The organism is Allobosea sp. (assembly GCF_051860145.1).
Lineage (GTDB): Bacteria > Pseudomonadota > Alphaproteobacteria > Rhizobiales > Beijerinckiaceae > Allobosea.
In genome coordinates, this window is record NZ_JBHYEM010000007.1 from 19360 (window position 1) to 42058 (window position 22699).

Here is a 22699-nt window from a genome sequence, read left to right on the forward strand (position 1 = left end):
GCGAAGCAAGACGCGGCGGGACGCCGCGCGACGAGGACGGAAGACGATGGCCCATACCCATGCCCGCGCGATGATCGTCGGCTCCGGCCCCGCCGGCTATACCGCCGCCATCTATGCCGCCCGCGCCTTGCTCGAGCCGGTGATGGTCTCCGGCTTCCAGCCCGGCGGCCAGTTGATGATCACCACCGATGTCGAGAACTATCCCGGCTTCGCCGACGTCATCCAGGGTCCCTGGCTGATGGAGCAGATGCGCGCCCAGGCCGAGCACATGGGCACCAGGATGGTCTCCGACCACATCTCGAAAGTCGATCTCTCGCAGCGCCCCTTTCGCCTTTGGGGCGATGGCGGCGAGACCTATTCCTGCGATGCGCTGATCATCGCCACCGGCGCCCAGGCGAAATGGCTTGGCTTGCCGTCGGAGCAGGCCTTCCAGGGCTTCGGCGTCTCGGCCTGCGCCACTTGCGACGGCTTCTTCTTCCGCGGCAAGGAGGTCGTGGTCGTCGGCGGCGGCAACACCGCCGTCGAGGAGGCGCTCTATCTCGCCAACCTGGCCTCGAAGGTCACGCTGGTCCATCGCCGCGATTCGCTGCGCGCCGAGAAGGTGATGCAGGACCGGCTGTTCAAGCATCCCAAGGTCGAGGTGATCTGGGACAGCGAGCTCGCCGAGATCTGCGGCGGCACGCAGCCTCCCTCCGTCACCCATCTGCGCCTGCGCAATCTCAAGACCGGCGCCGAAAGCGAGCTCAGGACCGATGGCGTCTTCATCGCCATCGGCCACAAGCCGGCGACGGAGCTCTTCGCCGGCCAGCTCGCCATGCGCGACTCGGGCTATCTCGAGGTCACGCCCGGCACCACCCAGACCAATGTCCCCGGCGTCTTCGCGGCCGGCGACGTCACCGACGAGCATTATCGCCAGGCGGTGACCGCCGCCGGGCTTGGCTGCATGGCCGCGCTCGACGCCGAGAGATGGCTCGCCGCCAATGTCAGCGAGCAGCGCCAGGCGGCCGAATAGCCCTTTTTGGGCCATTCATCACGATTGTTGATGGATCCTCTCACGAGATTCAGTGTGAAAAGACGCTGCACCGGCAAAGCAGTCGTTGACGTTCCTGCGTTTTACCCCCCAACATGCACGAAACGCATAACGGGGGAAACGCGGTGGATTGGGACCGCATCAGGATCTTTTATACCGTCGCCGAGTCCGGCAGCTTCACCAAGGCTGGCGACGTCCTCGGCCTGAGTCAATCAGCCGTTAGTCGGCAGATCGGCGCGCTCGAGCGCGAGCTGCGGGCGCCGCTGTTCCATCGCCATACCCGCGGGCTGATTCTCACCGAACAGGGCGAACTGCTCTGGCGCGCGGCGCGGGAGATGACGCAGCGGCTGGAACGCACCCGCGCCCAGCTCTCCGAGACGCGCGAGCATCCCTCGGGCGAGCTCAAGGTGACCGCGACGCGCGGTCTCGGCGGCCACTGGCTGACGCCACGGCTGGCCGAGTTCCTCGATCTCTATCCCGACATCAAGGTCGACCTCATCCTCACCGACGAGGAACTCGACCTCTCGATGCGCGAGGCCGACATCGCGATCCGCCTGCGCCAGCCGCAGCAGCCGGACCTGATCCAGCGCAAGCTCTTCACCGTGCATTTCCACGTCTATGGCTCGCCGGCCTATATCAAGCGGTTCGGTGAGCCGAAGAGTTTCGACGATCTCGACAATCACCGGCTGCTCTCCTTCGGCGGCACCTCGCCGTCCTACCTGACGGCGGTGCACTGGCTCGGGTCGCTCGGCCGCGAGCAGCGCAACCCGCGGCCGATCCATCTCACCGTCAACAACATCACGGCGATGAAGCGGGCGGTCGATTCGGGCGCCGGGATCGCGATCCTGCCGGACTACCTGATCGAGGCCGGCTCTCCCCTCGTGCAGCTGATGCGCGAGACCGAGATGCCGCAGCTCGAGAGCTATCTGGTCTATCCAGAAGAGATGAAGTCCGTCGCCCGCGTGCAGGTCTTCCGCGACTTCCTGATCCAGAAGGCGCAGCGCTGGACCTATTAGGCCAGGCTGCGGCGGACGTTATCCCGGCCAGGCCGCCTCAGCGGCCCAGAGCCGGGCTTCATCCCGCAACATCTCCCAAAAGCTCGGAATGGGTTGCCAGAGAGCCCAGCCGCCCGGAATGACCGCCTCATTGCGGGATGAACACCGCATGGTGCAGTGCCCACGTGATAGGCAATCGCTGCTGTTTCTGGAGAGCCGGGCGCGCCCTTTACCAGGGATAATCTAACGTACCGGCAGGTCATGCGCCCCACGCAGGCGAATCACGCTGCGGGAGACGCATGCTTCTCAGGCATTTAGGCTAAAATTTGTCGCAGATGACCATAAGTCATGCAACCGACGCATGTCGGACCCAAGCAATGTTGCATTGCAAAAAGGCAGCTGCTGCTCAATATTGCAATCACGGTTGTTCGGAACGGGCTCCGCATTCTCCTCCCGGCGTTGAGTTCGTTCCAGCCGTTCCCCTCTGAGATGTTTGGCGCTTGCGCCGGATGTTTCAAACTTTCAAGGCCGGTCTTCCCTCGGGAAGCCGGCCTTTTTTTCGTGGCGATTCGGCCCGGCACTGTCTGGCCTTCCCGTCATTGCGAGCGAAGCGAAGCAATCCAGCGACGGTTGAGCGAGCCCTCCTGGATTGCTTCGGCGGCTTCGCCTCCTCGCAATGACGCAAGCGGCGTCCTAGCGCCGCCGCGCCTCGAGCGGCAGCGAATCGAACAGCGACGGCTCGGCGCTGGTGCGCGCCTTTTCGATGGTCAGGATCCTGAGCTTGGTCTCCACCCCGCCATCGGCCGAGAAGCCGCCGGTCTTGCCGCCGGCCGCCAGCACCCGGTGGCATGGCACGATGATCGGGATCGGGTTCTGGCCGAGCGCGACGCCGACGGCGCGCGCCGCGCCGGGCTCGCCGATTCGCGCCGCGACCTCGCCATAGGTCAGCGTCTCGCCCGGCGGAATGGCGAGTGCGACCCGGTAGACGCGCTGGTTGAAGTCCGGCGTCGCACTGAGATCGATCGGCAGATGCGCGAGATCGCGCCGCTCGCCAGCGAGCAGAGCCACGATCTCGCCAATCGCGTCACGCACGAAGAGCGGCGGCTCGGCCTCGGTCCCTTGCGGGAAACGCCGCGCCAGGCGGTGGCGTGCCGCAGCCTCGTCATGCTCGGGCAGTTGCGCGGCGACGATGCGCTCATCCTGCCAGACCAGCGCGCAAGCGCCGATGGCCGTATCGAAGAGACAGAAGTTTTGCATGACCTGACGCTAGCGCATGCGGCGGCCGGGCGGCACCCGATTTCTGCCTCGGCCGTGCCGCCTCAGACGTAGAGCCGCTCGCCTTCCAGCCCCTTGTAGAGCCCCGCGACCTGCTCGGCATAACCGTTGAACAGCAGCGTCGGCCGGCGCTCGCGCGTGCCCAGCACCTGCTCGCTCGCCTGGCTCCAGCGCGGATGCGGCACCTCGGGGTTCACATTGGCCCAGAAGCCGTATTCCGAAGCCTGCAGCGCCTCCCAGAACGTTTTCGGCCGTTCGGCGACGAAGCTGACCTTGGTGATCGATTTCACCGATTTGAAGCCGTATTTCCACGGCGTCACCAAGCGGATCGGCGCGCCATGCTGCTTCGGCAGCGGCTTGCCGTAGATGCCGGTCGCGATCAAGGCGAGGTCGTTCGTCGCCTCCGCCATGGTCAGGCCCTCGGTATAGGGCCAGGGATACCAGCGCTGGAGCTGGCCGGTCGCGACACGCGGATTGAGGAAGGTCTCGAGCTTGACATATTTGGCGCCCGAGAGCGGCTTCGCCAGCGCGACCAGCGATTTCAGCGGGAAACCGGTCCACGGCACCGCCATCGCCCAGCTCTCGACGCAGCGGAAGCGGTAGAGCCGCTCCTCCAGCGGGATCTTCCGGACGAGGTCGTCGATGCCGATCTCGAACGGTTTTTCGACCATGCCGTCGATGGCGATCGTCCAGGGCCGGGTGACGAGCTTCTGCGAGGCGGCGACCACATCCTTCGACGTGCCGAACTCGTAGAAATTGTTGTAGTTCGCCGCCAGCTCCGCGTCGGTCAGCGGCCGGTCGAGCGTAAAACTCTCGTTGCGCTTGGCCGGGTAGAGATCGAGGCTCGGGTCGGCCCCCTGCGCGGCCGCGAGGCCCGGCAGCGCGGCGCCGGCGATGAGGCCTGCTCCCGCGCCGATGAAGGCGCGGCGGTTGAGCGCGACATGCTCGGGCGTGGCTTGGCTTTCGGGCATCTCCCAGCCCAGGCGGCGTTTGATCAACATTGGACGGACATGCTCCGTTTCGGTGCTCGAAGCTTAGCCCACCAAAGCCGCTCGCGCGCAATTCACGAGGGGGAGAGGACTTCGTGCGAGGGGCTCGCCTCACGCGGCCGGCGCGATGGAGCGCCTGCCGCCTGCATCGCAGTCATGCCGCCCCGCTCACGTCGCTTGATGCTCCTCTCGCGGGCACATGCTAGAAATTTGGGCAGTGATCGGAGCGACCACGTCCGCCTCGCCGCGGGCGAGACCTCCCCGAGGGACGTCTCGTCGCGACAGCCCGATCAGAGCGCGGCGATGCCGACGACACACGACACATCTAAGGAGACGATTGCGATGAGCAAGTTGAGATTCCTCATTGGCGCAGCCTGCGCCACCGGCCTGCTCGCCTCCACGACGGCGGCACAGGCCGATATCGTGATCGGCCTGATCGCGCCGCTGACCGGCCCGGTCGCCGCCTATGGCGACCAGGTGCGCAACGGCGCCGAGGCGGCGATCGACGTCATCAACAAGAAGGGCGGCATCCTTGGCGAGAAGCTCGTGCTGAAGCCGGCCGACGACGTCGGCGATCCCAAGCAGGGCGTCTCGGCCGCGAACCTCCTGGTCGGTGAGAAGGTCCGCTTCGTCGTCGGCCCCGTGACCTCTGGCGTCGCCATGGCGGCCTCCGACGTCTTCGCCGAGCATGGCGTGCTGATGGTGACGCCGACGGCGACCACCCCGGCCCTCACCAGCCGCGGCCTGACCAATATCCTGCGGACCTGCGGCCGCGACGACCAGCAGGCGGAGGTCGCCGCCGCCTATGTGCTGAAGAACCTGAAGGACAAGAAGGTCGCGATCGTCCACGACAAGGGCACATACGGCAAGGGCCTCGCCGACGCCTTCAAGAAGGGCATCAATGCCGGTGGCATCAAGGAGGTACAGTATCTGTCGCTGAACCCGGGCGAGAAGGACCTCTCGGCCGTCATCACCCGCCTCAAGGCCGCCAATGTCGAGCTGATCTATTTCGGCGGCTACCATCCGGAGGGCGGCCTGCTCGCCCGTCAACTCCAGGAGGCCGGGGTCAAGGCCACCATCATCGGCGGCGAGGGCCTCTCCAACACCGAATACTGGGCGATCGGCGACGCCGCTGCCGCCGGCACCCTGTTCACCAACGCCACCGACGCGCAGAAGAACCCCGACTCGGCCGAGGCCATCGCGGTGCTGAAGGAGAAGGGCATTCCGCCCGAGGCCTTCACGCTCAACGCCTATGCGGCCGTCGAGGTGCTGAAGGCCGGCATCGAGAAGGCGGGCAAGGCGGACAAGGCGACCGACGTCGCCGCCGCCATCAAATCGGGCGGCCCGATCACCACGGCGATCGGCAAGCTCTCCTACGACAAGACCGGCGATCTCAGCTCGCCGGCCTTCTCGATGTTCAAATGGGAGAACGGCAAGATCGTCGCCGCGGATTGAGCGGCTTCCGCCGGATCGGAGCCGTCATCGCGAGCGAAGCGAAGCGATCCAGAGGTCTCGTGCGGCCCCTGGATTGCTTCGTCGCTCACGCTCCTCGCAATGACGGCGGGGTTGAGGAGGCCTCGAAACGGCCTCAGCCGCGCGCTTCGAGCGCCTTGATGATGGCGTCGCCCATCTCGGTGGTCGAGACGGCGTTGGCACCGGGCGCTGCGATGTCCTTGGTGCGGGTGCCGGAGCCGAGCACGTCGGCGATGGCGCCTTCAAGCCGGTCGGCCGCCTCGCCGGCGCCGAAGGAATAGCGCAGCGCCATGGCGAAGGAGCCGATCATCGCGATCGGGTTGGCCAGCCCCTTGCCGGCGATGTCCGGCGCCGAGCCGTGGACCGGCTCGTAGAGCGCCTTGCGCTTGCCGGTCGCCGGGTCCTCGGCGCCGAGCGAGGCGGAAGGCAGCATGCCGAGCGAGCCGGTCAGCATCGCCGCGACGTCGGAGAGGATGTCGCCGAACAGGTTGTCGGTGACGATGACGTCATACTGCTTCGGCCAGCGCACGAGCTGCATCGCGCAATTGTCGGCGAGCACGTGCTCGAGCTCGACATCCTTGTAGTCCCTGGCGTGCTGGGCGGTGACCGTCTGCTTCCAGAGCACGCCGGTCTTCATGACATTGTGCTTCTCGGCCGAGGAGACCTTGTTGCGGCGGCTGCGCGCCAGCTCGAAGGCGACGGCGCAGATGCGCTCGATCTCGGGCGTCGTGTAGAGCTGCGTGTCGACGCCGCGCTTGCTACCGTCCTCCAGCGTGACGATCTCCTTCGGCTCGCCGAAATAGACGCCGCCGGTAAGCTCGCGCACGATCAGGATGTCGAGCCCCTCGACCACCTCGGGCTTCAGCGACGAGGCCGAAGCCAGCGCCGGGTAGCAGATCGCAGGGCGCAGATTGGCGAACAGGCCAAGGTCCTTGCGCAGCCGCAGCAGGCCGGCCTCGGGGCGGTGCTGGTAAGGCACATCGGCCCATTTCGGCCCGCCGACTGCGCCAAACAGCACCGCGTCGGCATCCTGGGCGAGCTTCATGTCGCCTTCCGAGATCGCCTGCTTGTGCGCGTCATAGGCGGCGCCGCCGACCAGACCGCGCTCGAGCGCGAAGGAAGCGAGGCCCTGCTTCTCGAACCAGCTCACGATCTTCTCGACCTGACCGGTCACCTCGGGACCGATGCCGTCGCCGGGCAGGAGCAGGAGCTTGTGGGTGGCCATGGTCGCCTCGCGCTGGGAAAAACCTCGCCGGCTGATTACGGGCGTGAGGCGGGCGGCGCAAGCTCAGAAGGCGCGGAGCGGGTCTTCGTCCTGCTCGGGTGCCAGCAGCCGGGCCGTGACCTCGATCTCGACCTTCATCTCCGGCTTGAGCAGACCGGCGACGACATAGATCGCGGCGGCAGGGCGGATCTCGCCGAAAACCTCGCCGCAGACGGCGAGTACCGGCTCGCAATAGCTGCGGTCGGTGACGAAATATTGCGCCCGCACCACCTGGCTGAGCGCCGAGCCCGCCTCGGTCAGCACCGCATCGAGCGTGCGGAAGATGTTGCGGGCCTGCTCGGCCGCATCCTCCGGCAGCGCCATGGTGGCATAGTCGTAGCCGGTCGTGCCCGAGACGAAGACCAGGTCGCCGTCGATCACGGCGCGCGAATAGCCGAAGGCCTGTTCGAAGGGCGAGCCGGTGGAGATCAGGCGGCGTGTCATCGGATGAAGACTCCTGCTAGCATGGGCCGCGATCTTTGCCGGCGCCCATTGGGCGCCCGCCACCCGATTCCTGTGACGGCCTAACGCCCCCGCAGCGCCCGCAGCACCTTGGCGCCCGGGCGCCCCGTCTGCTGCATGCCGATCTGCGCCTCGATCTGCTTGATCGCCCCGCGCGTCAGCGAGCCGACGGCCCCGTCCGGCTCGCCGACATTGAAGCCGCGCGCGATCAGCAGTCGCTGCAATTCGCGGCGCTCCTCACGCGACAGCGGCGGATCGTCGGTCGGCCAGTCGGCCTGGATGCCCGGCCGGCCGCGGATGCGGTCGGAGAGCAGCGAGATGGCGAGCGCGTAGGAATCGGCGCCGTTATAGCTGTAGGCGGCGTCGTAGTTCTTGAAGACCAGGAAGGCCGGGCCGTTGCGGCCGGCCGGCATCAGCAGGCCGGCATTGCCGGAGCCCGAGAGCGAGGAGCCGTCATATTTGACGATGCCCTGCGCCTGCCAATGCGACAGCGGCCGCTTCGGGTTGCGCCCGCTCGCGCCAGAATAGCCGTTGGGCACGCGCACCTCGTAGCCCCAGGTCGCGCCCGTGACCCAGCCGGCCTTGTCCATGAAATTCGCGGTGGAATGCAGCGCATCGGGGATCGAATCGACCAGGTCGCGCCTGCCATCGCCATCACCGTCGACCGCGAGGCGCAAATAGGTCGAGGGAATGAACTGGGTATGGCCGAAGGCGCCGGCCCAGGAGCCGAAGAGCCGGTCGGCCGCGACGTCGCCGCGCTGGATGATCTGCAAGGTGGCGATCAGCTCGCCGCGGAAGAAGGCGTTGCGGCGCGGCGCCAGGCAGACGCCGGTCGAGAGCGCCTGCACGAGAGGCATCTTGCCGCGCGCCTTGCCAAAATCGCTCTCGACGCCCCAGACCGCGACGATGGTGTGGCGGTCGACGCCGAAACGGCGCTCGGCGGCGGCCAGCGTGGAGGCGTGCTGGCGCAGCATGGCGCGGCCTTCCGCGACCTTCTCCTCGTCGACCAGCGTGCCGAGATAGTCCCAGATCGGCGTCTTGAACTCGGGCTGGTTGTTCATCGCCTCGATCACCTTCATGTCGGGCGTGACGCCCGCCATGGCCCGGTCGAAGGTCGCGCCGGACACCCCCTTCGCCGCCGCGGCCGAGCGCAGGCCCGACAGGCAGGACTGGAAATCGGCCTGGGCGGCCGAGGCGAAGAGGATGAGCGGAAGAGCCAGTTTGAGAGCGCGCATGAACCCACCGAATCCGAGGAATGACGCGAAACTAGGGCTGATTGGTTAAAGGAGGTTAACCATAGGGTGGCCACCGGCAAGGCCGGCGCGCTACCATTCGCCGCACGGCTTGGCTAGGCTGCCGCGACCCCGTCCCGGATTCCCTCTTCATGCCCGCCCTCACCACAGCCCATCTCCTGCCGATCGTCATGCTGGTCGGCTCGAACGTCTTCATGACCTTCGCCTGGTACGGGCATCTCGGCCACAAGGGCGCAGCGATCTGGCTCGTCATCCTCGCGAGCTGGATGATCGCGCTGCCGGAATACATGCTCGCCGTGCCGGCCAATCGCTTCGGCAGCGCGGTCTATTCGACCGCCGAGCTGAAGACGATGCAGGAGATCATCACCCTGACGGTCTTCGCCGGCTTCTCGGTGCTCTGGCTGAAGGAGCCGCTGGGCTGGAACCACGCCATCGGCTTTTGCCTGATCGCGGCCGGGGCCTTCTTCATCTTCCAGGGCAAGGCATGAGAGGCTTGGGCATGAACGAGATCGCCGACCTTCCCTCGCCCGGGCATCCCGCCGTCGCCGCCTATCTCGCCGACGGCTATGACGGCGTCGTCGGCATGTCGTCGCGTTTCGCCGCTGCGATCTGTGCCCGCCTCCTGCGCCTGCAAAGCGAGGAAGGCCTGCATGGCCCGATCGCCGAGATCGGCGCCTTCGAGGGCCGCTTCTTCATCGCGCTCGCGCTTGCGCTCGAACCGGGCGAGCTGGCGCTCGGCATCGACATCTTCGAATGGCCGGATGCCGGCGTGAAGGAGCGTTTCGAGGCCAATTGCCTGAGGCACGGCGTCGGGCCGCAGCGGCGCGTCACGATCAAGGGCGATGCCGGGGCGATGGCGCCGGACGCCCTTCTGCAGCATGCCGGCGGCCGGACGCTGCGCTTCATCCATATCGACGGCGAGCACTCGCGCGCGGCGCTGACCCGGGACCTGGCGCTCGCCACGGCCTGCCTGGCCGAGGGTGGGCTGATCGTCCTCGACGACATGCTGCACCCCGGCTACCCGACGCTGATGGTCGCGGTGCAAGCCTATCTCGAGGCAAACCCCGAGATCGTGCCGCTCTGCATCATCGACCGCGAGACCATCGTCGGCGCGACCAAGTTCGTGCTCTGCCAGCGCAGCTGGTTCGAGCGCTACCAGACCCGGCTGCTCGACATCTTCAAGGAGCAGATCTGGCCGCTCGGCGCCGATTTCGAGCCGCATTGGTGCCTGGTGCTGTCGCGTGATACGCGCCTCGCCGAGATCACCTGACTGATTCCCGAAGGAACTTGCCTTGAGACGACTGGCCCTGATCGCCTGCACCCTTGCGGCTGCCTCGACCCAAGCCGCCGCCGGCCCGACCTGCAGCCCGAGCGAGGACCGCGCGCGCATCCTCTCCTCCGCCTCGCCGAACGCGATCCATCGCGACTGGCGCGGCGCGAACCAGATCGGCATGGGCTGGTCGCTCCAGGTCGAGCGGGAGGCGCGCGACGCCGCCGGGACATCCTATTATGTCGGCGACCTCTACGACACGCGCGGCCAGCTCGCGAACCGCAACGTCTTCGTCATCGAGAACGAATGGGATTGCGGGCCGTAAGGACGGCGCTCAGCGCGCCGGCCTGACCCGCAGGATCTTGCCGCTGGCGGCGTCGGCGAGCAGGTAGAGGAAGCCGTCCGGCCCCTGCCGCACGTCGCGGATGCGCTCGCCGAGATTGGTCAGCAGACGCTCCTCGCCGGTGACCTTCTCGCCCTGCGTCGAGAGCCGGATCAGCATCTGACCCGCAAGCGCGCCGACGAAGAGCGAGTTCTTCCACGTTGGCCAGGCCGGCCCCGTATAGAAGGCCGCGCCCGACGGCGCGATCGACGGGTCCCAGTAGAACAGCGGCTGCTCCATGCCGGGCTTGCTCGTGCCCTCGCCGATCTTCGCGCCGGAATAGTCGATGCCATAGGTGATGACCGGCCAGCCATAGTTCAGGCCGGCCTTGGGCGTGTTGACCTCGTCGCCGCCGCGCGCGCCATGCTCAGCCGTCCAGAGCTGGCCGGTCTCGGGATGCAGCGCCGCGCCCTGCACGTTGCGATGGCCGATCGACCAGATCTCGGGCTGCCAACCCTGCTTCTGGGGATTGCCCGGCGCCGCCCCGCCCTGCGGGCTGATGCGCAGCACCTTGCCGATATGGTTGGCCGGGTTCTGCGCCTGGTCGCGCTGGCTGTAGCGGTCGCCGACGGTGACGAAGAGCGCGCCCGTCCGGTCGAAGACCAGCCGCGAGCCGAAATGCATGTTGCTGTTGATCGTCGGCATCTGCCGGAAGATCACGCTCGTGCCCTCCAGCCCGGTGCCGGCGGCGTTCAGCCTGGCGCGCGCCACGCTGGTGCCGTTGCCATTGGCGCGCGGCTCGGAGAAGGACAGGTAGATCGTCCGGTTCTGCGCGAATTGCGGATCGAGCACGACGTCGAGCAGCCCACCCTGGCCGCGGCCGGTGACGTTCGGCACGCCGGACAGCGGTGCCGAGAGCTTGCCGTCTGCGCCGACCAGCCGCAGCCGGCCCGGCCGCTCGGTCACCAGCATCCGCCCGTCCGGCAGGAAGGCGAGGCCCCAGGGATGCTCCAGCCCGCCCGCCACCGTCTCGACCGCAAGCTCGCCCGCGCTCGACGGGTAGCGCTGCTGCGCGCCCGCCGGAGCGGTGGCGAGGGCTGAAAGGCCGACGATGATCGAGATGACGAGGGCAGTGCGGCGCATCGGTGTCTCCCTGTCGTTCCCCATGAACGTCAGTGAAGCATAACGCCGCCGGTCACCACTCCGTTGCCGCGACCTCACGCCGAAGTGAAACGATCGGCTACGCGTCGGCCCGGCCGCAACGCCGGTATCCATATAAGGCTCTGCGCTCATCGTCATGCTCGCCCTTGTGGCGAGCATCCACGTCTTGAACGCCGTCCGCGATGAGCGAAGACGTGGATGGTCGGCACAAGGCCGACCATGACGGGAAAACTGGCTTGTCCGGAATGACAGGGCAGGCCGAACCGCGCCTGAGCCTACTCCGGCTTGACGCCGGCCTCGGTGATGATCTGCTTCCAGGTCGCGATCTCCTGGAGATGATAGGGCCGGAACGCGGCCGGATCGCGCACCTTCAGGGTGAAGCCGAGCTTGAGGATCGACTCCGTGATCGCCGGCTTGGCGATCGAGGCCATCACCGCCTTGGACAACGTCTCGAGGATCGGCGCCGGAACCGCCGCCGGCGCGAAGAAGGCCGCCCAGGAATCGGCGTCGGCATTGCTGACGCCCTGCTCGCGCAGCGTCGGGATGTCCTTGGCGCGCGGATTGCGCTCCGGGCTGGCCAAAGCGAGCGCGCGCATGCTGCCGGCATTGATCTGCTCGAGCACGCTCGGCAGGGTCGAGTTGGCGATGTCGATGCGCCCGGCGACGATCTCCTGCACCAGCGGCGCCGCGCCGCGGAACGGCACATGCGTCATCTTGATGCCGGTGCGCTGCATGAACAGCTCCATCGCCAGATGCGAGCCGGAGCCGACGCCCGTCGAGCCATAGTTCAGCTTGCCCGGATCGGCCTTGGCGAGCGCGACCAGCTCGGCGATGCTCTTCGCCGGCAGGTCGTTGCGCACGACGAAGGCGTGCTCGAAGGCGCCGACGCCGCAGACCGGTGCGAAATCCTTGACCGCGTCATAGCCCGGGTCCTTCAGCAGGAACATGTTGTTCCCATGCGTCTGGTTGTTGCCGAAGATGAAGGTGTGGCCGTCCGGCTCGGCATGGGCGACCGCGCGCGTGCCGACCGCCCCGGAGGCGCCGGCGCGGTTGTCGACCAGCACGTTCTGGCCGATCGAGGTCGAGAGGTCCTGCGCCACGAAACGCGCGATCGCATCCGTCGGCCCGCCGGCCGGATAGGGCACGACGAGGGTGATCGGCTTCGACGGATAGCTCTGCGCCCGGACGATGGCCGGAGCGAAGACGGCGCCGGCCATCAGGCCGAGCGTGGTGCGGCGGGTAAACGACATGAAACTCCTCCGGAATGCGCCCGATTTGAAGGATTGGGCTTGGCGCGAGGATTACGGGCAAAGGCGCCATGCGTCCAGCGCCGGATATCGGGGCCGCGGGAGCCTTTAGCCTGCGTTCGACAACAAGGGGAGAGGGAGCACGATGGCAATTCGCATCGAACGCGACGGCAAGGTCGCGACCGTGATCATGAGGCGACCGGAGGCGCGCAACGCGATGGATCCGGACAGCGCCGCGGCGCTGACCGAGGCCTTCATCGAGCTCGATCGCGACACAGCCACCCATGCCATCGTCTTCTGGGGCGAAGGCGGCGCCTTCTGCGCCGGCTGGGACCTGAAATACGCGCAGGCCTTCACCGATCCCGAGCGTTTCGAGAGCGAGATCGTGCAGGGCCTCGCCTTCCCTGACGGCGACGGCCCGCCCCCGCGTGGGCCGATGGGGCCCTCTCGGCTGGAAATGGGCAAGCCCGTGATCGCCGCCGTCGAGGGACCGGCGGTCGCCGGAGGGATGGAGCTTGCGCTCTGGTGCGATGTGCGGGTGATGGCCGAAGGCGCCTATTTCGGCGTCTATTGCCGGCGCTGGGGCATCCCGCTGATCGATGGCGGCACCGTGCGCCTGCCCCGTCTCGTCGGCCAGGGCCGTGCGCTCGAGATCATCATGACCGGGCGCAAGGTCGAGGCGCAGGAGGCGCTGCTGATCGGGCTCTGCGAGAAGCTCGTTCCGCGCGGGCAGGCGCGGCTCGCCGCCGAGGCCATGGCCCAGGAGATCGTGCGCTTCCCGCAAGGCGCGATGCTGGCCGACCGCAGGAGCGCGATCGCAGGTCACGGGCTGAGCGTCCGCGAGGCGCTGGTACAGGAATGGGCCGGCGGCGTCGGAACCATCGCGAGTGAGGGCGCAGCCGGCGCCGGCCGCTTTGCCGGGGGCAAGGGTCGGGGCGGCGATTTCGGGGATATTTGAGCGGGGCGTCATTGCGAGCAAAGCGAAGCAATCCAGGGCCTCATGCTCCCCCCTGGATTGCTTCGTCGCTACGCTCCTCGCAATGACGCCGCTATCCTGAAAACCCCGCCCGCTTCAGGCGCTGGATCGCGAGGTCGAGCGCCTGCAGGAAGGCCGAACGATCCTTTTGCGAGAACGGCTTCGGCCCGCCGGTCACCGCGCCCGCCGCGCGCAGGTCCTCCATCATGTCGCGCGTCGCCAGCGCCATGCCGATCGAGGCCTCGGTGAACGGCTTGCCGGTCGGCCCGATCACGTCTGCGCCGGCCTTGATGCAGCGATCAGCAAGCGGGATGTCGGACGTCACCACGATCGCGCCGCGCGAGACCCGCTCCGCGATCCAGTTGTCGGCCGCGTCAAAACCGTCGGAGACGACGACCCGCTCGATCCAGCTTTCGCGCGGCACGGCCATGAAGCTGTTGGCGACGACGAAGACCTTGAGCCGGTAGCGCTCGGCCACCCGGTAGATCTCCGGCTTCACCGGACAGGCGTCGGCATCGACATAGATCGCGATGGTGTTGCGGCCGGGTTCCATGGCTGAGAGCGCATCGCAGGGAACATCACTGCGCGCAAGCTCTGGCTTTATGCCGGCCTTATGCGGCGGCCGATCTTCCACATCGCAAGCTTAGCGGGCGCAGACCTACATCAGGGCCATCGATGGAGGTCGATATGACGACTGATACCGCCTATGCCCACACCTCGCAGCAGCGCCGCGCCCGCATCGTCTATCGGACGATCGCGAAGACGCGACCGCCGGTCGGCCTGCTCGCAGCCGAGCTCGCCGCGCTGGCCTGTTTCGCACTCGCCACGGCCGGCTTCATCGGCCTGCGCGCCTGGCTCTACCTGCCGAACTGAGCGCCACGCGATGGGACAATCCACGCCGATCCGGCCGCTCGACGGAACGAGCCATCTCTTCCTCGTCGGCCAGTCGAGACACGGCTTCTGGGTCGCGCGCGACCTCGAAGGCCGCTCCGAAGGCATTTTTCGCGAGAAGAAGGATGCGCTCCGCTTCGCCCTGTTCGAGGGCGGGCACGCGAATGCCGTGATGCTCTCGCCCAGCGCGGTCGAGCCCAGCTATGGCATGGGAGTACACTGAATTCTCGCCCGCAACGACGAGATCTCCTCCAGCTCGGCCGGGCGCAAGCCCGGCCGAGCCCGTCATGGCGATGAGCGTCGCCTCGACAGGGACCTCTTTCTCATTTTCATCGAGGCGGCCGGCGCCCTGATCGAGCAGCTCGTCGCGGTGGGGATCTCCGATCCTGCCGACATCGCGCGCCGTCTCAACCGCCGCGGCTTTCCCTGCTATGGCCGGCCACGCTGGAGCGCCGGCGCGGTCGCCCGGGTGAGACGCCGCTGGGAGCGCAGGGCAGACCAGGTCGGATAGTGTCGAAACCCCGGAAGAATCCGCGTGCGCCCTCCCCGATTCCGGCCTAGGCTCGCCTCCTGCTTCGATATGACGTGATCCGGCTTCCGCCGGGCCGTACGCGGCAGCCGAAAGCGGCCGCCCATGAGCAAAGACAGCACCGATCTCGCAGACCAGCGCAGCGCCTTCGTGCTGCCGGACCTGGCGCCGCACCACGCCTTATCGGGCATCCCGCCTCGCCAGGGGCGACTGCCCGCGTGACCCAGAAGGGTCGCAGCCCGCGACCCTGACAACAAGGAACAGGACGATGGCAAAAGGCGAACAGCGCGGAAACCGCGAAGCCAAGAAACCGAAGAAGGACAAGCCGAAGGTGACGGCTGCCGCGCCGTCGAGCCTTGCTGCCGTGGTCGCGAAGGCGGCCGCTGCCGGACCGAAGAAGAAATGATCCGCTTCCGCACGATCGCCCCGGGCGAGGCCGAGACGCCGGCGCCCCGACCCGCCACGCTTGCGCCATCGGCAGCCGAAGCGAGCGTCGGGGTCGTCGCAGCCGATGATTCCGCGCCGCGAGCCAAGCCCAAGGGCCTGACCCGCAAGACGCCGTTGCGGGCGAAGAAGACCGAGGCGGCTCCGCTCTTCGACAAATAGGCCGGCGAGCCTGGGAGCCCTGATTCCAAGATGCAGGACCGCCTGCACCTTGGACGGCGCCTACGCGAATCCTGTCCGGGTGTCGGCCGCTCACGCGGCCTCCGCGACCTCGTCCGTCCAGACCTTGAAGCCGATCAGCGTGTTCGGCCCGAAGGTGGTGGCGATGGCGACGTCCGCCGCATCGCGGCCCTGCGCGATCAGCACCCGGCCGATCCGCGGCACGTTGTTGCGCGGATCGAACATCTGCCAGCCGCCTTCGAGATAGGCCTCGAAGGACGCCGCGAAATCGCCCGGCGGAAACGGCGGCGCCGTGCCGACATCGCCGAGATAGCAGGTGCAATAGCGCGCCGGGATGTTCATCGCGCGGCAGAAGGCGATCGCGAGATGGGCGTAGTCGCGGCAGACGCCGCGACCCTCGCGATAGGCCTCCGAAGCGGTCCGCGTCACGCTCGCGTCGTTGTAGTCGAAGGCGATGCGCTGGTGCACGAAATCGCAGATCGCCTGCACGCGCCGGGCGCCGGGCTGGGTGTGGCCGAAGAGCTGCCAGGCCAGGTCGAGCAGGCGGTCGCTGTCGCAGAAGCGGCTGGCGAGCAGGAAGACGATGCATTCCTCCGGCAATTGCTCGACTGGGATCTGCCCGGCCTCGAGCCGGATCGTTTCCGGCAGGCCGCTATCGTTGATCTCCGCATCGGCCGCAATCCGCATCCGGCCTTGCGGCGCCAGCAGCCGGCTGCACCAGTTGCCGAAGCCGTCGCGATAGGCGCTGACATGGACGGCCGGGCTGATCCGCATGTGATCCGGCTCCGCCAGATCGGAGACCCGGCTGAAATGCACATGCAGCAGCAGGATGACGGGGGTCGGCTGTGGAAAGTCGTAGTCGAGCTGGTAGCCGATCCTGAGTTTCACGAGCTGCCTTCTGCGCGTCGCTATGCGCCGGTGATGCGTGGCCCCTCAGCCATGCGGCACCATGCACTTTTCGAGCCGGGATGGCACGGGTGGCCGCCCCATTCCGTCCCGAGCGGGCCGCATCATTCACTTTGCTGTTGTCAGCCATGAATCACTCTGGCTTGCGGTCCCGGCCTGCGGGTCCTAAACCACGCGCGCGCCGGAAGGCGCGTCCCCGTCCGCTCCCCCTGGAGATCGATCATGGCCTTTCTTGCCGATGCCCTGAAGCGCGTGAAGCCGTCAGCGACCATCACCATCACGCAGAAGGCGCGCGACCTGAAAGCCCAGGGCAAGGACGTGATCTCGCTTTCGGTCGGCGAGCCCGATTTCGACACGCCGGACAATATCAAGGACGCCGCCATCGCCGCCATCAAGCGCGGCGAGACGAAGTACACCCCGGTCTCCGGCATCCCGCAGCTGCGCGAGGCGATCGCCCGCAAGCTCAAGCGCGAGAACGGCCTCGACTACAAGCCGAGCCAGACCATCGTCTCGACCGGCGGCAAGCATGTCATCTACAACGCGCTCCTCGCCACGCTGAACCCCGGCGACGAGGTGATCTGCGTCTCGCCCTACTGGGTCAGCTATCCCGAGATGGTGGCGCTGTGCGGCGGCACCCCGACCTTCGCCGAGACCCGCATCGAGAACGAGTTCAAGCTCCAGCCGGAGGATCTCGAGAAGGCGATCACCCCCAAGACCAAGTGGGTGATCCTGAACTCGCCGTCGAACCCGTCCGGCGCCGCCTATAGCCACGCCGAGATGAAGAAGCTCACCGACGTGCTGATGCGCCACCCCCATGTCTGGGTGCTGACCGACGACATGTACGAGCATCTGGTCTATGGCGACTTCAAGTTCGTCACGCCGGCCCAGGTCGAGCCCGGCCTCTACGAGCGCACGCTGACCATGAACGGCGTCTCGAAATCCTATGCCATGACCGGCTGGCGCATCGGCTACGCGGCGGGCCCGCAGCACCTGATGAACGCCATGGACCTGGTCCAGGGCCAGCAGACCTCGGGCACCTCGGCGATCTCGCAATGGGCGGCGGTCGAGGCCCTCGACGGCACGCAGGACCATATCCCGGTGTTCCGGAAGGCTTTTGAGCGCCGGCGCGACCTCGTCGTCTCGATGCTGAACCAGGCGCGCGGCCTGAAATGCCCGACGCCGGAAGGCGCCTTCTACGTCTATCCCGACTGCTCGGCGCTGATCGGCAAGAAGCTGCCGAACGGCAAGACGATCGAGACCGACGAGGACCTGGTCATGGGCCTGCTGGAAGACGAGGCGGTCGCCGCCGTGCACGGCTCCTCCTTCGGCCTCGGCCCGAACTTCCGCATCTCCTACGCCACCTCGGACGAGAAGCTGGAAGAGGCCTGCCGCCGCATCCAGCGCTTCTGCGCCGAGCTGCGCTGAGACATTGGCAAGGCCGGCAGCTCGACTGCCGGCCTCGTCCTGATACGCGATGACACTCGAAGATCAGCGTGCCTTGATGCTGTCGGGGCGCATGTATGACGACCTGACGCCCGAGCTGATCGCAGCGCGAGCGCGGGCCGTCGGCCTGACCGACGCCTATAATCGCAGTTTCGGCCAGCCGCAGGCCGAGCGGGAGGCGCTGCTGCGCGCCTTCCTGCGCGATGTCGGCCCCGGCGCGCATTTCGAGCCGAATTTCCGTTGCGAGTTCGGCTTCAACATCAGCATCGGTCGGAACTTCTACGCCAATTTCGATTGCGTCATGCTGGATGGCGGTGAGATCACGATCGGCGACTACGTCCTGCTCGGGCCGCGCGTCGGCATCTACACCTCCAACCACGCTATCGATCCGGCCGAGCGGGTGGCGGGCGGCTGCTATGCCAAGCCCGTGACGATCGGCAACCGGGTCTGGGTCGGCGGCGGCGTCCAGATCAACCAGGGCGTCACGATCGGCAACGACGCCATCATCGGAGCCGGCAGCGTCGTGACGCGCGATGTGCCGCCCGGTGTCATCGCGGCTGGCGTACCCTGCAAGGTGCTCCGCGAGATCACCGAGGCGGATAAGACGGGGTTTTTCTCCTCCCGTCCATGAGCAGTCGCCGCTCGCCGCATTCGGGCTTCGTGAATTGCTCTCATCCCTGCCTTTGGATAACGCTCCAGTATGAACCGCCGCGTGTTCCTGCTGCTCGCCGCCTTCTGCTCGCTCACGGGTCGCACTGAGGCCCAGACGGCCTTGCCCTCGTTCTCGGTCCGCGAGGCCCATGACGCGGCCAGGGCGGACAAGATCGTCCTCGTCGATATCCGCACGCCCGAGGAATGGGCCGATACCGGCGTGCCGCAGGGTGCGATCAGGCTCGACATGACCGGCAGTGCCTTCGAGGTCCGGCTCGCGGCGCTGCGGCTGGAGAACCCCGGCAAGCCGATCGCCCTGATCTGCCGCACCGGCAGCCGCACCAGCACATTGCAGCGCAAGCTCGCCGGCCGCGGCTGGCGCGATCTTATCGACGTGCGCGGCGGGATGCTCGGAACGCCGAAGGATAAGGGCTGGCTGGCGGAGAAGCTGCCGGTGACGCCGTAATCCCTTCTCCCCTCGGGGGAGAAGGTGGCAGCGCGAAGCGCTGACGGATGAGGGAAGGATGGATCGGGAGGCTACTCTTCCCTCATCCGACCCGGCTTCGCCGGGCCACCTTCTCCCCCGAGGGGAGAAGGGGAAGCCAGCAAATCCGGCCTTCTCTCCCGCGTGATCCGCTCGGCCTCGTCGCGCCGCCATTTCGCGATGCGGGCATGGTCGCCGGAGAGCAGCGCCTCGGGCAGGCCCCTGCCCTCCCAGTCGCGCGGGCGGGTGTAATGCGGATATTCGAGCAGGCCGTTCTCGAAGCTTTCCTCGCTGCCGGAAGCCTCCTTGCCCATCACACCGGGGATCAGCCTGACGCAGGCATCGAGCAGCACCATCGCCGCCATCTCGCCGCCGGAGAGGATGTAGTCGCCGATCGAGATCTCGGTGAGATTGCGCCCCTCGATCACGCGCTCGTCGACACCCTCGAAGCGGCCGCAGACGATGAGCGCGCCCTCGCCCGCGACCAGCTCGCGCACCAGCCCCTGGTCTAGCCTTCGCCCGCGCGGCGACATCAGGAGCCGCGGCCGCGGATCGTCGGCCGGCACCGCCGCGTCGATCGCCGCCGCCAGCACGTCGCAGCGCAGCACCATGCCGGCGCCGCCGCCGGCCGGATTGTCGTCGACATTGCGATGGCGGCCGATACCATGGTCGCGGATCTGGTGCGTCTCCAGCGACCAGAGGCCCTTGCGCAGGCCCTCGCCGGCCAGCGACGCGCCGAGCGGGCCGGGAAACATCTCGGGATAGAGCGTCAGGATCGAGGCGCGAAAGGGCATCGGTCAAGCAAAGCGCAGCGCGGCAAGCCCGTCCAGCGCTGCGAAATCGGGCGCGCTGGCGATGACATTGCCGAAGCCGGCAAACGCCTGCGCGTCCAGCATCGTCAGGATCGCGATGGCGCGCATGCCGGCGCGCTGCGCCGCCTCGACGCCGTTGGGCGCATCCTCGAAGACGAGGCAGCTCTCGGGCGGCACACCCATGCGCTCGGCCGCGCCAAGAAACAGATCGGGATGCGGCTTGCCGCGAAAGCCCTGGCTCGGCGCGATCACTGTGGTGAAGCGCGAGCGCAGGCCGAGCGTATCGAGCACCAGGGCGATGTTGCCGGGCGGCGCCGCACTCGCGACCGCCATGGCGACGCCCGCTGCATCGGCCCGCGCCATCAGCTCGAGCAGGCCGGGCATGGCGGCGACATGGGGTCGGTAGATCTGCTGGTAGAAGAGCTCCTTCTCCTTGCCCAACGCAGCGATCTCGTCCTCGCTCGCATCGGGAAAGAGCGGCCCGACGATCTCCCTCACCGCCATCCCGGCGGTATGAAGGAAGAAGCTCTCGCGGTCGAAGGGCAGGCCATGGGCCTTGTGAAGATGCTCCCAGGCGTCCTCGTGATAGCGCATGTTGTCGACGATGGTGCCGTCCATGTCGAAGATCAGCGCGCGGACGGGGCTCTCACTTGCCATCGTCGGCCTCGAACAACCCCTCCGGAGGGACGGCCTCGATGCGCTGCGCGGCGATGTCGATCACCGGCGCGAAGGCCCTGGTGAAGGGCATCAGCACCGAGCGGCCATCGGGAAGCGCGATGTCGAGCAGGTCGCCGGCGCCATAGTTGACGACGGCGCTCACGCTGCCGAGCACCGTGCCGTCCGGCGCGATAACCGCGCAGCCGACGAGGTCGGCCTGCAGGAACTCGTCCTCATCCTCGACCGTGGGCAGCTTGTCGCGCGTGACGTGGAGCTTGACGCCGTTCAGCAGTTCGGCGGCCTCGCGGCTGGTGACGCCCTTGAGCCGGGCGACCACCACCTCCTTGGCCGGCCGGATATCGGCGATCTCGAAACTGCGCCCCTGCTCGTCGCGCAGGGGGCCGTATTCCGCGATCGCCAGCGGATCGGCCGTGAAGGCCTTGATCCTGACCTCGCCGCGCACGCCATGCGGCGCGCCGACGATGCCGAGCAGGACGAGGTCGTTGTCAGCCATCAGCCGTCATTCCGGGCGTGAACCGAGCCGGCACGTCATGCTCGGGCTTGACCCGAGCATCTCCGGACACGAGATTCTCGGGTCTGCGCTGCGCTTCGCCCGAGAATGACGAGAAGCAGCTCACGCCTCGGCGGCTTCTTCGGCCGGGGCGGCGGCTTCAGCCGGGGCGGCGGCGGCCGGGGCAGCCGATTTCTCGGCCCGCTTCTCGGCGCGCTCCTTGGCCTTCTCGCCGGGAACGGCCTTCTCCGGGTTGCTGCGGGCCGGACGCTTCAGCACGCCGGCGGCGTCGAGGAAGCGCAGCACGCGGTCGGTCGGCTGGGCGCCCTTGGCGATCCAGGACTTGGCCTTCTCGAGGTCGAGCACGACGCGCTCCGGCGAATCCTTCGCCTTCATCGGGTCATAGGCGCCGATCTTCTCGATGAAGCGGCCATCGCGCGGCGAGCGGGCGTCGGCGACGACGATACGGTAATAGGGGCGCTTCTTGGCGCCGCCGCGGGTCAGGCGGATCTTCAGGGACATTGTGTTCTTCCTTGCTCAGTCGTTGCTCTGCCGGGCTGCGCAAACGGCAGCCGGCGTTTCACCGTCATGCCCGCCCTTGTGGCGAGCATTCACGTCTTCACCCCGCCGCCACGTCGCGAAGACGTGGATGGCCGGGACAGGCCCGACCATGACGGCGAGCGTCACGGCCGAACGATCTCTCACTTCTTCTTCCCCCCGAACGGGTTGCCGCCGAGGCCGGGCAGGCCGCCCAATCCCGGCAGCTTCGGCATCATGCCGGCAGGCGGGGTGACGCCCTTGGGCAGGCCGGGAAAGCCGCCGGGCGGCAGCGAGGGCATGCCACCGCCCGCGCCAAACTGCTTCTGCAAGGCCTCGAGCTGCGCCGGATCCATCTTCGAGGGGTCGGGCATGCCGGCCGGCAGTCCGCCTGCGCCGCCGATGCCGAACATCTGGCCGAGCTTGCCGAGCATGCCGCCCTTCTGGCGCGCCATCGCCTTCATCATGTCCGCCATCTGGCGGTGCATCTTGAGCAGCTTGTTGATCGCCTCCGGCGTGGTGCCGGAGCCGGCCGCGATGCGCTTCTTGCGGCTGTTCTTGAGCAGGTCGGGATTCCTGCGCTCGGCGGCCGTCATCGAGTTGATGATCGCGACCTGACGCTTGATGACGTTGTCGTCCATCTTGGCGTTGGCGAGCTGGTTCTTCATCTGCGCCATGCCGGGCAGCATGCCCATGACGCCGCCTAACCCGCCCATCTTCTCCATTTGCTGGAGCTGGGTGCGCAGGTCGGAAAGGTCGAAATTGCCCTTGGCCAGGCGCTGGGCCAGCTCCTGCGCCTTGTCGGCATCGACCGTCTGCGCCGCCTTCTCGACCAGCGAGACGATGTCGCCCATGCCGAGGATGCGGTTGGCGACGCGCGAGGGATGGAAATCCTCGAGCGCGTCGGTCTTCTCGCCGGTGCCGACGAGCTTGATCG

At 67.5% G+C, this 22699-nt stretch carries 27 protein-coding genes and 1 pseudogene; 14 read left to right on the forward strand and 14 right to left on the reverse strand.

What is annotated here, in order from left to right:
• The first annotated feature begins 46 nt into the window (after nt 1–46).
• The gene (gene trxB, locus ACTIF2_RS13630; RefSeq protein WP_439497627.1) at nt 47–1012 is read left to right on the forward strand and encodes a thioredoxin-disulfide reductase; all 966 of its coding nucleotides are present in this window, start codon (nt 47–49) and stop codon (nt 1010–1012) included.
• 143 nt (nt 1013–1155) lie between these two features.
• Nucleotides 1156–2046 (forward strand): LysR family transcriptional regulator, encoded by an 891-nt coding sequence (locus tag ACTIF2_RS13635; protein ID WP_439497628.1) that lies wholly within the window; start codon nt 1156–1158, stop codon nt 2044–2046.
• 672 nt (nt 2047–2718) lie between these two features.
• On the opposite strand, the gene ACTIF2_RS13640 is transcribed toward ACTIF2_RS13635, so the two are convergent.
• The gene (locus ACTIF2_RS13640; protein ID WP_439497629.1) at nt 2719–3282 is read right to left on the reverse strand and encodes a methylated-DNA--[protein]-cysteine S-methyltransferase; all 564 of its coding nucleotides are present in this window, start codon (nt 3280–3282) and stop codon (nt 2719–2721) included.
• Nucleotides 3283–3344: 62 nt separating this feature from the next.
• Nucleotides 3345–4301 (reverse strand): protein-methionine-sulfoxide reductase catalytic subunit MsrP, encoded by a 957-nt coding sequence (gene msrP / locus ACTIF2_RS13645; protein WP_439497630.1) that lies wholly within the window; start codon nt 4299–4301, stop codon nt 3345–3347.
• Nucleotides 4302–4631: 330 nt separating this feature from the next.
• Between msrP and ACTIF2_RS13650 the strand changes: the two genes are divergently transcribed.
• Nucleotides 4632–5744 (forward strand): branched-chain amino acid ABC transporter substrate-binding protein, encoded by a 1113-nt coding sequence (locus ACTIF2_RS13650; RefSeq protein WP_439497631.1) that lies wholly within the window; start codon nt 4632–4634, stop codon nt 5742–5744.
• A gap of 133 nt (nt 5745–5877) precedes the next feature.
• On the opposite strand, the gene leuB is transcribed toward ACTIF2_RS13650, so the two are convergent.
• The 3 genes from leuB to ACTIF2_RS13665 all read right to left on the reverse strand — a co-directional run bounded on the left by leuB (nt 5878) and on the right by ACTIF2_RS13665 (nt 8723).
• Nucleotides 5878–6987, reverse strand: a complete 1110-nt coding sequence (gene leuB, locus ACTIF2_RS13655) for a 3-isopropylmalate dehydrogenase (protein ID WP_439497632.1) — start codon at nt 6985–6987, stop codon at nt 5878–5880.
• 63 nt (nt 6988–7050) lie between these two features.
• On the reverse strand, nt 7051–7470 hold the full coding sequence (locus tag ACTIF2_RS13660; protein ID WP_439497633.1) for a RidA family protein: 420 nt from the start codon (nt 7468–7470) through the stop codon (nt 7051–7053).
• Nucleotides 7471–7550: 80 nt separating this feature from the next.
• Nucleotides 7551–8723, reverse strand: coding sequence for a lytic murein transglycosylase (locus ACTIF2_RS13665; RefSeq protein ID WP_439497634.1), 1173 nt, complete (start codon nt 8721–8723; stop codon nt 7551–7553).
• A 149-nt stretch (nt 8724–8872) separates the two neighbouring features.
• On the opposite strand from ACTIF2_RS13665, the gene ACTIF2_RS13670 reads away from it, so the two are divergent.
• From ACTIF2_RS13670 to ACTIF2_RS13680, 3 genes are read left to right on the forward strand one after another with little or no spacing between them, the layout of a single operon-like run.
• Complete coding sequence (locus tag ACTIF2_RS13670; RefSeq protein WP_439497635.1) at nt 8873–9229, forward strand: DMT family protein; 357 nt, start codon at nt 8873–8875, stop codon at nt 9227–9229.
• Nucleotides 9230–9240: 11 nt separating this feature from the next.
• Complete coding sequence (locus tag ACTIF2_RS13675) at nt 9241–10011, forward strand: class I SAM-dependent methyltransferase (protein WP_439497636.1); 771 nt, start codon at nt 9241–9243, stop codon at nt 10009–10011.
• 22 nt (nt 10012–10033) lie between these two features.
• Nucleotides 10034–10336, forward strand: a complete 303-nt coding sequence (locus ACTIF2_RS13680) for a hypothetical protein (RefSeq protein ID WP_439497637.1) — start codon at nt 10034–10036, stop codon at nt 10334–10336.
• 9 nt (nt 10337–10345) lie between these two features.
• Here the strand turns inward: ACTIF2_RS13680 and ACTIF2_RS13685 are convergent, their stop codons facing one another.
• Both ACTIF2_RS13685 and ACTIF2_RS13690 read right to left on the reverse strand, forming a co-directional pair.
• Nucleotides 10346–11476, reverse strand: a complete 1131-nt coding sequence (locus ACTIF2_RS13685) for a PQQ-dependent sugar dehydrogenase (RefSeq protein ID WP_439497638.1) — start codon at nt 11474–11476, stop codon at nt 10346–10348.
• 293 nt (nt 11477–11769) lie between these two features.
• On the reverse strand, nt 11770–12744 hold the full coding sequence (locus ACTIF2_RS13690) for a Bug family tripartite tricarboxylate transporter substrate binding protein (protein ID WP_439497639.1): 975 nt from the start codon (nt 12742–12744) through the stop codon (nt 11770–11772).
• A 142-nt stretch (nt 12745–12886) separates the two neighbouring features.
• On the opposite strand from ACTIF2_RS13690, the gene ACTIF2_RS13695 reads away from it, so the two are divergent.
• Nucleotides 12887–13699, forward strand: a complete 813-nt coding sequence (locus ACTIF2_RS13695; RefSeq protein ID WP_439497640.1) for a crotonase/enoyl-CoA hydratase family protein — start codon at nt 12887–12889, stop codon at nt 13697–13699.
• A 91-nt stretch (nt 13700–13790) separates the two neighbouring features.
• Here the strand turns inward: ACTIF2_RS13695 and ACTIF2_RS13700 are convergent, their stop codons facing one another.
• The gene (locus tag ACTIF2_RS13700; protein WP_439497641.1) at nt 13791–14270 is read right to left on the reverse strand and encodes a YaiI/YqxD family protein; all 480 of its coding nucleotides are present in this window, start codon (nt 14268–14270) and stop codon (nt 13791–13793) included.
• Nucleotides 14271–14404: 134 nt separating this feature from the next.
• On the opposite strand from ACTIF2_RS13700, the gene ACTIF2_RS13705 reads away from it, so the two are divergent.
• The 4 genes from ACTIF2_RS13705 to ACTIF2_RS13720 all read left to right on the forward strand — a co-directional run bounded on the left by ACTIF2_RS13705 (nt 14405) and on the right by ACTIF2_RS13720 (nt 15743).
• The gene (locus tag ACTIF2_RS13705) at nt 14405–14590 is read left to right on the forward strand and encodes a hypothetical protein (RefSeq protein ID WP_439497642.1); all 186 of its coding nucleotides are present in this window, start codon (nt 14405–14407) and stop codon (nt 14588–14590) included.
• 10 nt (nt 14591–14600) lie between these two features.
• Nucleotides 14601–14831, forward strand: a complete 231-nt coding sequence (locus ACTIF2_RS13710; RefSeq protein ID WP_439497643.1) for a hypothetical protein — start codon at nt 14601–14603, stop codon at nt 14829–14831.
• Between the two features lie 574 nt (nt 14832–15405).
• Nucleotides 15406–15543, forward strand: a complete 138-nt coding sequence (locus ACTIF2_RS13715; protein WP_439497644.1) for a hypothetical protein — start codon at nt 15406–15408, stop codon at nt 15541–15543.
• Nucleotides 15540–15743 (forward strand): hypothetical protein, encoded by a 204-nt coding sequence (locus ACTIF2_RS13720; RefSeq protein WP_439497645.1) that lies wholly within the window; start codon nt 15540–15542, stop codon nt 15741–15743. The genes ACTIF2_RS13715 and ACTIF2_RS13720 overlap by 4 nt, the downstream gene beginning before the upstream one ends.
• Nucleotides 15744–15833: 90 nt before the next feature.
• Here ACTIF2_RS13720 and ACTIF2_RS13725 read toward each other — a convergent pair whose 3' ends face one another.
• Nucleotides 15834–16649: a transglutaminase-like domain-containing protein gene (locus ACTIF2_RS13725; RefSeq protein ID WP_439497646.1), complete on the reverse strand. Its 816-nt coding sequence runs from the start codon at nt 16647–16649 to the stop codon at nt 15834–15836.
• Between the two features lie 240 nt (nt 16650–16889).
• On the opposite strand from ACTIF2_RS13725, the gene ACTIF2_RS13730 reads away from it, so the two are divergent.
• The 3 genes from ACTIF2_RS13730 (at nt 16890) to ACTIF2_RS13740 (ending at nt 19227) form a co-directional block, all read left to right on the forward strand.
• Entirely contained in the window at nt 16890–18092 is a 1203-nt protein-coding gene (locus ACTIF2_RS13730; protein WP_439497647.1) for a pyridoxal phosphate-dependent aminotransferase, read from the forward strand.
• Nucleotides 18093–18141: 49 nt separating this feature from the next.
• Nucleotides 18142–18741 carry a sugar O-acetyltransferase gene (locus ACTIF2_RS13735; protein ID WP_439497648.1) on the forward strand — a complete coding sequence of 200 codons (600 nt, stop codon included), beginning with the start codon at nt 18142–18144 and terminating at the stop codon, nt 18739–18741.
• A 69-nt stretch (nt 18742–18810) separates the two neighbouring features.
• Nucleotides 18811–19227, forward strand: coding sequence for a rhodanese-like domain-containing protein (locus ACTIF2_RS13740; RefSeq protein WP_439497649.1), 417 nt, complete (start codon nt 18811–18813; stop codon nt 19225–19227).
• 71 nt (nt 19228–19298) lie between these two features.
• Here ACTIF2_RS13740 and trmD read toward each other — a convergent pair whose 3' ends face one another.
• From trmD to ACTIF2_RS13765, 5 genes and pseudogenes are all read right to left on the reverse strand, one after another.
• Entirely contained in the window at nt 19299–20039 is a 741-nt protein-coding gene (gene trmD, locus ACTIF2_RS13745) for a tRNA (guanosine(37)-N1)-methyltransferase TrmD (protein WP_439497650.1), read from the reverse strand.
• 3 nt (nt 20040–20042) lie between these two features.
• Entirely contained in the window at nt 20043–20714 is a 672-nt protein-coding gene (locus tag ACTIF2_RS13750; RefSeq protein WP_439497651.1) for an HAD family hydrolase, read from the reverse strand.
• Entirely contained in the window at nt 20704–21228 is a 525-nt protein-coding gene (gene rimM, locus ACTIF2_RS13755; RefSeq protein WP_439497652.1) for a ribosome maturation factor RimM, read from the reverse strand. The genes ACTIF2_RS13750 and rimM overlap by 11 nt, the downstream gene beginning before the upstream one ends.
• Before the next feature lie 120 nt (nt 21229–21348).
• Nucleotides 21349–21747, reverse strand: a complete 399-nt coding sequence (gene rpsP / locus ACTIF2_RS13760; RefSeq protein WP_439497653.1) for a 30S ribosomal protein S16 — start codon at nt 21745–21747, stop codon at nt 21349–21351.
• Between the two features lie 179 nt (nt 21748–21926).
• A pseudogene (locus ACTIF2_RS13765) lies at nt 21927–22699 on the reverse strand (signal recognition particle protein); the annotation flags it as partial.